Origin of the sequence: Arthrobacter sp. HMWF013 (assembly GCF_003061105.1) — a bacterium.
Lineage (GTDB): Bacteria > Actinomycetota > Actinomycetes > Actinomycetales > Micrococcaceae > Arthrobacter.
On record NZ_QAIQ01000552.1, the window covers coordinates 1 to 10,033 of the forward strand.

Annotated in this window: 9 protein-coding genes, 1 tRNA gene and 1 pseudogene; 3 read left to right on the forward strand and 8 right to left on the reverse strand. The window is 66.6% G+C overall.

The features are described 5' to 3' along the window. The 6 genes from DBR22_RS18870 to DBR22_RS18895 form a co-directional block, all read right to left on the reverse strand. Positions 1-1,395, reverse strand: a 1,395-nt coding sequence (locus DBR22_RS18870; protein ID WP_146187575.1) for a DEAD/DEAH box helicase, incomplete at its 3' end; no start/stop codon positions are given. A gap of 167 nt (positions 1,396-1,562) precedes the next feature. Next, positions 1,563-3,128, reverse strand: a complete 1,566-nt coding sequence (locus tag DBR22_RS18875; RefSeq protein ID WP_108600261.1) for an FAD-dependent oxidoreductase — start codon at positions 3,126-3,128, stop codon at positions 1,563-1,565. 81 nt (positions 3,129-3,209) lie between these two features. Then, a complete protein-coding gene (locus DBR22_RS18880; protein WP_258229304.1) occupies positions 3,210-3,818 on the reverse strand; it encodes a DUF4232 domain-containing protein in 609 nt (202 codons plus the stop codon). Between the two features lie 119 nt (positions 3,819-3,937). Beyond that, complete coding sequence (locus DBR22_RS18885) at positions 3,938-4,675, reverse strand: YcnI family copper-binding membrane protein (protein ID WP_108600263.1); 738 nt, start codon at positions 4,673-4,675, stop codon at positions 3,938-3,940. Between the two features lie 86 nt (positions 4,676-4,761). After that, complete coding sequence (locus DBR22_RS18890) at positions 4,762-5,406, reverse strand: hypothetical protein (RefSeq protein WP_258229305.1); 645 nt, start codon at positions 5,404-5,406, stop codon at positions 4,762-4,764. A gap of 57 nt (positions 5,407-5,463) precedes the next feature. Beyond that, positions 5,464-6,543 carry an NAD(P)H-dependent flavin oxidoreductase gene (locus DBR22_RS18895; protein WP_108600264.1) on the reverse strand — a complete coding sequence of 360 codons (1,080 nt, stop codon included), beginning with the start codon at positions 6,541-6,543 and terminating at the stop codon, positions 5,464-5,466. A gap of 155 nt (positions 6,544-6,698) precedes the next feature. On the opposite strand from DBR22_RS18895, the gene DBR22_RS18900 reads away from it, so the two are divergent. After that, positions 6,699-7,043, forward strand: a complete 345-nt coding sequence (locus DBR22_RS18900) for a hypothetical protein (protein ID WP_108600265.1) — start codon at positions 6,699-6,701, stop codon at positions 7,041-7,043. A gap of 151 nt (positions 7,044-7,194) precedes the next feature. Further along, complete coding sequence (locus DBR22_RS18905; protein ID WP_108600266.1) at positions 7,195-7,971, forward strand: type 1 glutamine amidotransferase domain-containing protein; 777 nt, start codon at positions 7,195-7,197, stop codon at positions 7,969-7,971. A 424-nt stretch (positions 7,972-8,395) separates the two neighbouring features. Here DBR22_RS18905 and DBR22_RS18915 read toward each other — a convergent pair whose 3' ends face one another. After that, positions 8,396-8,866: a hypothetical protein gene (locus DBR22_RS18915; protein WP_108600268.1), complete on the reverse strand. Its 471-nt coding sequence runs from the start codon at positions 8,864-8,866 to the stop codon at positions 8,396-8,398. Between the two features lie 327 nt (positions 8,867-9,193). Next, positions 9,194-9,283, reverse strand: a tRNA-Ser gene (locus DBR22_RS18920). A 205-nt stretch (positions 9,284-9,488) separates the two neighbouring features. On the opposite strand from DBR22_RS18920, the pseudogene DBR22_RS18925 reads away from it, so the two are divergent. Next, positions 9,489-10,033: pseudogene (locus tag DBR22_RS18925) on the forward strand (HNH endonuclease signature motif containing protein); the annotation flags it as partial.

The following is a 10,033-nucleotide window of genomic DNA, read 5'->3' on the forward strand; positions in this document are numbered from 1 at the left end:
GCCCACCCGTTGGAGTCCGCTGGCCACAGAGGGCGGGGATTCAACCTGAACCACCAGGTCCACTGCTCCCATGTCGATCCCGAGTTCCAGCGATGAGGTGGCCACCACGCAGCGCAGGCGTCCGGACTTCAGATCGTCCTCGATGAGGGCTCGCTGGTCCTTGGAAACCGAGCCGTGGTGCGCGCGGGCCAGCAACGGATCAGCCCCGGTTGTACTGCCTGCCTGCGCCATCATGTGGGCAGGCGTTGCTGTGGACGTAGCGAGGCCGGGCCTGGCGAGGCCGGACGCGGCAACGCCGGAGGAGGTGACGCCCGGAGACGGCGGGTCCCCGGCAGCCGAGGCATCATCCCAGCCGCCACCGACGGCGATCAGTTGCCGTTCGGCGTATATTTCGTTGAGCCGGGCGGTCAGCCGCTCCGCCAGCCGGCGTGAGTTGGCGAAGACGATGGTGGACTGGTTGGCCAGCACCAGGTCAACGATCTTTTCCTCCACATGGGGCCAGATGGAGGCCTGGGGCTGCAGCCCGGACGCCGGTCCGGAGTCGAAGGCGCCGGCCGCGGCGGGCAGGTCCGACATGTCCTCCACAGGAACGGACACCGTGAGGTCCCAGTTCTTGCGCGACGGCGGCGCCACGATTTCCACGGGGGCCGAACCGGCCAGGAACTGTGCCACCAGCTCGCGGGGTTCCACGGTGGCCGAGAGGCCGATCCGCTGGGCCGGCTTGGGGAGCAGGGCGTCCAGCCGTTCCAGTGAGACGGCCAGATGGGCTCCGCGCTTGGTTCCGGCGACGGCATGGACCTCGTCGACAATGATGGTGTCCACCTCCGTCAGCGTCTCCCGCGCCCGGGAGGTGAGCATCAGGAACAGCGATTCGGGGGTGGTGATGAGGATGTCCGGCGGGTTGCTGAGCAGCGAGCGGCGGTCCGCCGTGGTGGTGTCACCGGACCTGACCCCCACGGTGATCAGCGGGGCAGGAAGTCCCAGCCGCTTGGCGGTCTGCGTGATGCCGATCAGGGGCGCGCGCAGGTTCCGTTCCACATCCACGCCGAGGGCCTTCAGCGGGGAGATATAGAGGACCCGGGTTTTGCGTTTGGGCGGCCGCGGCCGCCTTCCCTTGGTGGCCCCCTTGGCAGAGGACTTTGCCGGCTGATTCACAGCCAGGTCAGCAGGCGCGGCATCGAGCCCGGGCAATTCCGGGTCAGCGGTGGGCGCGGCAACCAGCAGCCGGTCCAGGGCCCAGAGGAAAGCCGCAAGCGTTTTACCGGAGCCGGTGGGTGCCACCACCAGGGCATGCGAGCCGTGCGAGATGGCGTCCCAGGCACCGTCCTGGGCAGGGGTGGGCTCCGAAAAGGCGCCGAGGAACCAGTCCCGGGTGGGCCGGCTGAACCGGCCCATGGGGGTCCCCGGACCCGAGGCATGGCCAGCTACCGGTACCGCCTCGGACCCGGATTTTGCTGCCTGTTCCTCCTGCATTCCTCCATCATGCCCTACCCCACCGACAGGATTGCCGGTGCCGTCAGGCACCCGGGGAGCGGATCCTTTCCGGCCTGCTTTACCGGACGTCACACCGTGTCTGATCCGGAGCTTTTCGCCCCGGCACCGGTGGTCCCGTTGGCGTCGGCCAGCGGCAGATCCTTGGTTGCCGGGCCCTCCAGGAGCTTTCCCTCGTTGGTAAAACGTGAGCCGTGCAGGGGGCAGTCCCAGCTCTTTTCGCTGTCATTCCAGTGCACTATCCCGCCCAGGTGGGTGCACACGGCCGATAGCCGGCACGTGGTCTCTCCGACGGTGGAGACCGCCATCGGATGCACACCGTCGCGATACACCAGGCCCTCGCCGTCGGCCGGTGGGGCTGTGTTTTCCGGCGTTGCGTCGGCCGCTTTCGTCCGCCCGTCGGCGGCAACATGCCCCCAGCCCGTGGCCAGCTTTGCGGCCACCCCGGCGTTCAGGGCAACGGCCGACAATGCGCCGGCGGGAGAGGTGACACGGTGATGGATGGTTTCCGCCCAGTGCAGCTGCCCGCCGAGGATGTCACTGGCAATCCCCAGGGCTGCGGCCACCCCGTTGGTCATGCCCCACTTGTTGTAGCCGGTGCCGAAGTAGACGTGGCCCCTGCCCCGGGGAAGCTTGCCAAAGAACGGCATCAGGTTGGTGGCCTGGTAGTCCTGGGCGGACCAGGTGTGCGTGGGAACGGCGCCGGGATAGTGCCCGGCGGCCCAGTCCAGCAGCCCGGCCAAATGGGCCTTTTCAGACGTGGCCCGCCCCACAGGATGGCCGTGGCCGCCCACCAGGAGAAGCTTGCGGCCGCCCCGCTCATAATCCCGAAGCGAGTGCGTGGGATGTTCGACTGAGATGTACATGCCGGGAGGTGGGGACTGGCCCTCCGGCAGTTCCAATGCTGCGGCGTACGAACGGTTCGGCTTCAGCTTGGCGAAGTAGAGTCCGCGGTCCAGGACTGGCGTGCCCGTGGCCAGGACAAGCTGGTTGGCCGTCACCTCGCCCTGATCCGTCTGAACAGTCAGCGGGTGGCTTCCGGTGACGTCGCGCAGCCTGACGCCGCTGACAATGGTGCCGCCGCGCTCGCGGACATCGGTAACCAAGGCGTCCAGGACGTCCATCGGATTGATCTGCGCCTGGTCAGCCAGGCGCAGCGCCCCGTGGACGGGGAAGGGCAGGCCGGTCTCGCGGAGGTATTCAACGTCCAGGCCGGCCGCGGTGGCCGCAGCCTGTTCGTCGCGGAGGACCGCGGTTCCCTGCGCGGAGGCTGCATAGGTGTACGCATCGCGGCGCTGATAGGGGACCCCGTGTTCGTCGAGGTAGCGGAGCAGCCAGGCCTGCCCCTCCCTGTTCGCCTCCACATAGGCGTGGACCTGCTTCTTCGGATACTGCTTTGCCAGGGCGGAGAGCACGGACCCCTGCAGCAGGGTGACCTTGGCCGTGGTGTTCCCCGTGGTGACGGCACCCGGATATCTGGCCTCGAGGACCAGGACCCGCTGACCTGACCGGGCCAGGAGCAGCGCGGTGACCAGTCCGGTCAGCCCCGCCCCAGCCACAACGGTGTCGTAGCTGGTGCCGGCCGTGAACGGGTCAGAACTGAAGGATTGCCCGCGGTCCAACCAAAGGGAGGTCATAGAAGATAAGTGTACTTATCAATTGCGGCCACGCCCAGAGCTGAGGATCAGCTGCGGGACCCCAGGCGGGCTGAAAGCAACCTACGCGGGCTGGAAGGCCCCGACACTCAAAAGCGCAATGTTTGCGTTGCTGCAGGCCTTGACGGGCTGGGGCAGGAACAGTGAGGCGGTGTCTTCCGGCGGGTACACACGGTAACCTGCGGCAGCCACGGGGGTACAGTCGCTGTAGTTGCCGGCCTGGGTGTAGCGGAGCACCGCAGTTCCGGTCTGGCCCGGTGCGAGCAGGACGTCCACCACGGGGTTCGCTTCGTCCCGCGTGGCCGGAGCGCCGATCGGTTCGCCCTCGGCGTTGGCCGTCAGCGATACCCCCGGGAAACCCCTCAGCAGGCACGGTGCCGTGCCGGTATTGGTGAGGTTCAGCTTCATGTACACGCTGCCGGCAGCGCCGCCGCCGGACGCGTCCGTCGCAGCGGTGAGTGTGGCTGCCTTGCAGAGCGCGGGAGCCGCTGGCGAGGTGATGCCGGGGGAGGTCGACGACGGCGATGGGGACGCGCTTGGGGCAGCCGGCGAAGTGGACGGGCTGGCGGAGTTGGTGCCGGGCGTCGTGGTCCCTTGCGGCTGCGCCTGGCTCGGTCCGCAGGCGCTGAGCATCAGCACCGCCGCCGTCGTAAGAACAAACACCTGTGGCATTCCCAGAGACCTCATGGCATAACCATTGCGGCCAGTGTGGCTGGAGTCAACGATGCCACGGCACGGCAGGCGGATTTGATGCCCGGATCGTGATCATCCGGGCATCAAAGTCCTGAGTGTTACTTGGCCGTTCCGCCTGGACGCCTGGATCCGCTGCGCGCCCATGCGGCTCCGCCCAGTGCCAGGCCGCCGAGCCCGGCGGCAAGTCCCGCCCAGCTGCGCGCATCGGCGCCGCTGCCGGTCACGGCTGCCGCCTGTTCAGTACTGTGGGCCGGCGTGTCTGTTGCAGCCCCGTGGCCGTCGGTGCCGGCTGCAGCAGTGACCGTGATGGACGGCGCCGGCGCCTTCAGGGAGTGCGGGTCCTGGCCGTCCTTGGCGATTTCCGACCAGTCGGTCTGGCCCGTCTCGCACGTCTGCAGGGTGGGGAAGTAGAGCGTTGAGCCTGCAGTGTCCGGAAGCTTGACGGACAGCACCAGGGCATCGCGCAATTCGTGGTCCAGCGGAGTTTTGGCTGTGTAGACGATCTGGCTGGTGCGCTTGGTGATGGACGTCCCGTCGGCCAGCTTTTTGGGCTCCGCAAGCTGTTCGGTCACCTTTTCCACTGACCAGTTGGGGTTCACTGTGGGCTGGGCGTCGTTGAGCTCGGCCGGAAGTGTGATGGCCACTTTTGTGGTGCCCGACTCCTCGCAGCCGTGCGGAATGCCGAACGTCAGGAGCGCGTAGGAGTTGGCCGCCGTCTTGTCCGGCGCGACGCCAACGTGGGCCGAGGCGCCTGCCGCGGCGGTGAGGATCAGGACGGCGGCGCCGCCGGAAGCTGCTGCCGCCGTGAGGGTGCGGCGGAGGAAGGTGGTGTTCATGGGTTTGCCTTTCGGACGCACGCCGGAAAGAGGCGTGCGGAAGTACGGGTGGTGGCCCGTCAGCCGTGGGATCCGGTGCGGGCAGGTCAGGGAATCACGACGGCGGAAGGCGGGCCGCGTCGGCTGTCCAGCCTGAGGTTCCGCCAAAGGCGGAACGGGGAAACCGGCGGTGGGCCGGATACCGCCGGCGCCGGTCCGGCGTCGGGCGTTACAGCCTCCGGTAGCCGGGTCAATGGCCTCAGCCACGCGGCGAGGGCCCACAGCGAATCTTCGCCTTTGGCCAGGAGCAGCGCGCATGCCGCCGTGGCGAGGATGTGTGCCACCAGCATCATGGTTCCGGTGGGGGAGTCCTGGCCGTGCAGGTGAGCGGCGGTTTCGAGGGCGGGCGCGGCTGCTCCGGACAAGTGGTGGGGCTCCGCTGCCAGCTGGCCGGTGGAAAGGCCAGGAGCGCTGAAGGCCCCGAAGACTTCGTGGAGCGCCACCTGGCCTGCACCCAGGAGCGCTGCCATCGCGGGAACATTGAGTTTGAGGCGGGTGGCCGTGGTGGCTGCCAGCCCTGTCAGAGCCAGGACAGCCAGCAGGATCGGCGGGGCGGGAAGGTCTCCTCCGCCAAACACGTGCGCAGCCCCGGCGAGGGTCAGGATGCTGGTGGACACCGCAGCGGCGCGGAGGAAATGGAAGGGAGCCCGGCCGTGGTGCATCCGCACGGATCCTCCCTTGCTGGTGGTCATGTTCGTTGCCGCTGCCGTTCTGCGTGTTGTCCGGTGCGCCGGGGCGACCCTCAGATTCTACCGGTGCTCGGCGCCTGCCATGAGTTCGGCCAGGACGTCAGCGGCGGAGTCGTGGCGGAGCAACGATGCGGCCTGGCCAGACCACAAGGACATGAGCTCCGTGTTTCCCTGCGTGGCTGCCTGGGGGCGGAAGCGGCCGGTGAGCCAGTTCTGGGCAGGGAACGGTGCCAGTTCGCCGGCGGTGGAAAGCTCCGCGATGATGCGGTTGGGGATGCCGCGGGCCAGCCGTCCGCTGAGGACCCGTGTCAGCACGGTTTGGCCGGCGGCCGGGGAGCGGAGGATCTCGCGGTACGCCGGGACCGCGGCCGACTCCCTGGTGGCCAGGAAAGCGGTGCCCACCTGGACGGCGTCGGCTCCGAGGGCCCGCGCGGCAGCGTAGCCGCGCCGGTCGGCGATACCGCCGGCGGCGATCACCGGGATGCTGATGGCGTCCGCCACCTGGGGGACCAAGGCGAACGTGCCGATGAGGGACTCCTCAGCCGGCTTCAGGAACGAGACCCGGTGGCCGCCGGATTCCATGCCGCTGGCAACCACGGCATCCACGCCGCCGGCTTCCAGGGCCACGGCTTCCGCCACGGTGGTTGCGGTGCCCACCACCACGATTCTCCGCCGGTGTGCCTCCTCCACGAGTTCCGGTGCCGGCACACCAAACACAAAACTTACGACGGCGGGAGCCGCTTCCAGCGTTGCCTCCACCTGTTCGTCGTAGTCCGGCAGGTAGCGGTCCGGCATTTCCGGGAGGGGCAGGTTCACGTCGTCAAAATACGGCCGGAGTTTCTCGGCGTACTGGTCGAAATCTGTGCGGGTGAGCGTCGCGGGTTCGTCGCCGGTGGGAACCCACAGGTTAAGAGCGAACGGCCGGGGCGTCGCCTTCCTGAGCTCAGCCGCGGTGTCACGGATGGCGTCGGCACCGTAGCCGTACAGGCCGTAGGAACCCAGCCCGCCGCCGTCGCTCACGGATGCTGTCAGTTCCACGGAAGAGACGCCGCCGAAAGGACCGAGGACCACTGGGACGTCCGTACCGAACAGCTTCGTGATGCGGTTTGGTTGGCCGGAAGAGGCGGTTGTGGGCGTCATGGATGGCTCCTCAAGGTGACGGGCGGCGTTCAGGACCCAGTCTCGCAGGGGTTGCCGCAAGCCCCAATTTGCTGTCATCCAACGGGCTATGTACCGAGGATAGGGTCGGGGCTAGACTGCTCGCGTAAGTCGCCAACAACCTCAGGGAGCACACGATGAACTACTCAGGAACTGGCAACGAAAAGGCAACTCCTGCCAGCGAACTCAACCGCACACACATCGGACACACTGTCAGTTTCGAGCCCGATGAGTTCACCTTGGTGTTCGGGAAGATCGCTGCCATTGCGCGCAAAGAAGGCGGCGTGACCATCGCCCTTCATGGGGTGCAGGGCAGCGGCGGCCTGCAGGCGAGCTACAGCATTCCGGGCAGCCAGCAGGTTTATCTGCAGCCGGACATGCTCACCAACACGGAGTCCACCATCAAGGACCTCTTCGGCAAGGTGCAGGAAAACCTGCGTGGAACCGGCCACAAGGGTGAGGACAGAACAGACAAGCTCTGATCGGCTGTCCGGAGCGTCGGGTTTCCCTCGGGCGCGCCCGGATCCGGCGCCGCCGCCGCTGCGGCACCCGCGCGCTCCGGCGTCCCCGCCGCCCCGGCCCGCCCGGATGTGGCTGGGCGTAGGGTGGGAAGTTGGACGATAGGAGCACTTCATGAAGAAAATCCTCATGGTACTGACCAGCGTTTCGGAGATTGGCGACACAGGAGAGAAGACCGGCTACAACGTGGCCGAGGCTGCACATCCCTGGAAGGTCTTCAAGGATTCCGGGCATTTCGTCGACTTCGCATCCATCAAGGGCGGCCAGCCTCCGCGGGACAAAGTGGACTCGGGGGATCCCATCCAGGTTGCCTTTACTGAGGATGAGACCACACGTGCCGGCCTGTACAACACTGCCCGCGTCGACGTCGTCGATCCTGGACAGTACGACGCCGTCTACCTCGTGGGAGGCCACGGCACCATGTGGGACTTCCCGGACAGCGAAGGCCTGCAGAAACTCGTAGCCAGCGTCTACAACGCCGGCGGTGTGGTGGGCGCAGTCTGCCATGGGCCGGCCGGGCTGCTGAACGTCGAGCTGGACAACGGCTTTCGGATTGTCGAGGGCAGGAAGGTAGCCGCCTTCACCAACGACGAGGAGGTTGCCGCGGGAAAGGACAAGGTCATCCCCTTCTTCCTGGCAGACCGGCTCGAGGAACAAGGCGCCACCCACGTCTCCGCCGGTGTCTTCGAGGAAAAGGTCGTGGTGGACGAACGGCTGGTGACCGGCCAGAACCCGGCCTCAGCCGCCGGCGTGGCCAAGGAGATGGAGAAGCTTCTGGCTGCGGTCATCCACCAGGAAAAAGCCGAGGAGCAGCACGAGGCGGAGGCGCTGCGCGCCGAGAAGGACGCGGAAAAGGACGCAAAGAAGGCGGCTGCAGATGCGGAGCACTAACGCCCGCAGCTGGCTGCGGCTGGCGGGCCGTCCGACGACGGGCGGCTGCCAGTGCGCGTTCGCCGGTCACCTCACTGCCTCATGCAGCGCGGACCAGCGCACTTTCCCTCACCAGCGGCTCTGCACCGTCTTGTTGATCTCTGGCAGCCGGTGATCGGTCACATTGCTGCTGCCGTATTGGAGGGGAACATCCTCCGGGCAGTCGGCAGGCATCAGCTTCACTGACCGGGAGTCAGCCGTGAACTCGGCGCACGAGCGGGCTGAGTATCTGCCGGCCCCTTCCGCCTCCGTTCTCTGAACGCTGGAGCTGAATAACACGAAGACCCGGAGGGCTCCATTGTGCCAGCGGAAGTCCCGGAAGCCGCGCCGGTTCCAGACTCTCGCAACCGTGAACCTACCCCTGGGCGGGCATCGGCAGCGGCTCTTACTGAGGGCTCGGGTCGGGGTGGCCGGGACGCGCCTGACCCAGCTTAAGGAGGTCGACGTCGACGTTGCCGGTTCCGGGCTGAGGGGAACCGCGGCGCTTGCGGAGCCGGGTGGCCCGGTACTCATCTCGGGCGAGGGTGTATGCATAGGGCGTAAGGAATCCGGAGAGGCCCATCACCCACAAGGCGCCCCATTCAGGTCCTTTGCCCTCCCAAAGGGGGAGTTGAAAAACCCAGCATCCTCCAATGAATATGATTCCTGAGAAGACCATAAGGATTCCCATGCCCCACCAGGTGCTGACCTGGGCCTGGCCGCGGCCGGGCGTGAAGCCAATCTCGTCTCCAAGGTAGCTGTGCAGCTCGCCGTTGCTGGTCCTGCGAAGTACCCGCTTCCCGCCAGCTGCAACAGCCCTCTTGTGTTCGGCGTACACGGCATCGTCACGCCGTTCTCGCTCACGGTCGTAAACCATGGTCGGTCCTTTCTGGTGCAACGTACGCCCTGTAACAGGTAGCTGCTTTTCAGGAATTATTCCCCCGGCGATCGTAAACCGTCGGTGATGAGGCGGACTGTGTCTCTCCCGGGGCAGTTCCTGGTGGATCCCGCAGGACGTTTTTCACTGGTCAGGAGCCCATGGCCCGGCGGTTGAGCAAGCACACCCGACGGGCGTTTCGCCGGCTGATGTCCGCTTCGTAGGCGTTCCAGGTTGCCCCGTACGCGTTCCAGATTGTGGAGCAATCACCGGGTAAAGAAAAAGGCCCTGCTTCCCGGTGTTACAGGGAAGCAGGGCCTTTCGTATTGGCGGTGACGGTGGGATTTGAACCCACGTTGGCTTTTACACCAAACAACATTTCGAGTGTTGCACCTTCGGCCGCTCGGACACGTCACCAACCTGAATAGGTTACCGGAGCATGCCGCGCATCCCCAAAACGGCAGGTGACCGGGCTCGAACCGGACCAGGAGTGCTCGGGCTTGCCCAAAGATTCTCGCCTTGAAACCCGGCAGGTCAGGCCTGGGTTTCTTCCACCGCTAAGTTATCCACATAGGCCTTTGTCCGCACGGAAATTGTCGGTGCCCCGCAGGATGATGGGGGTATGGAAAGTACGACGGCGGATGAGGTGTTGGAGCGCATCATGGCCTCCGCCGCTGGCCGTGCCGTAGCCGCTGACTGTGCCGTTGCCGCTGGCCGAGCCGTTGCCCCGTCCCCACGCCTTGGGAGTCCCGGCGGCGGTGACTGTGATGACGGAGCCAAGGGTGACGTAGCCCAGGGTGAGGTGCTGTTTACGTCGGATCCGTTGCGCCGGCGGAAGGATGATTGCCTGGACCGGTTGGCCGGGATTTCCCGGCTTGAGGCCCGGACCGCGGCGGAGAAGGTCAAGGTACTCGCGGAACTGGTCGAAGTCTCCAGGGCGTTGGACCCGCCGGCGCTGTCGCCGCAGGAGGCCACCGCGCAGGAAATGGCGTTGGTCGCGGAGGTCGCCTGTGCCCTGACGGTCGGCGAACGGACCGCCGGGGCCCTGCTGACCGAATCCCTGACACTGACGACTGCTTTGCCGTTGACCCTGTCCGCACTCACGGCCGGGGTGATCTCGTGGCAGCATGCCCGGGTGATGGTGGATGAGACCAGCAACCTTGACCG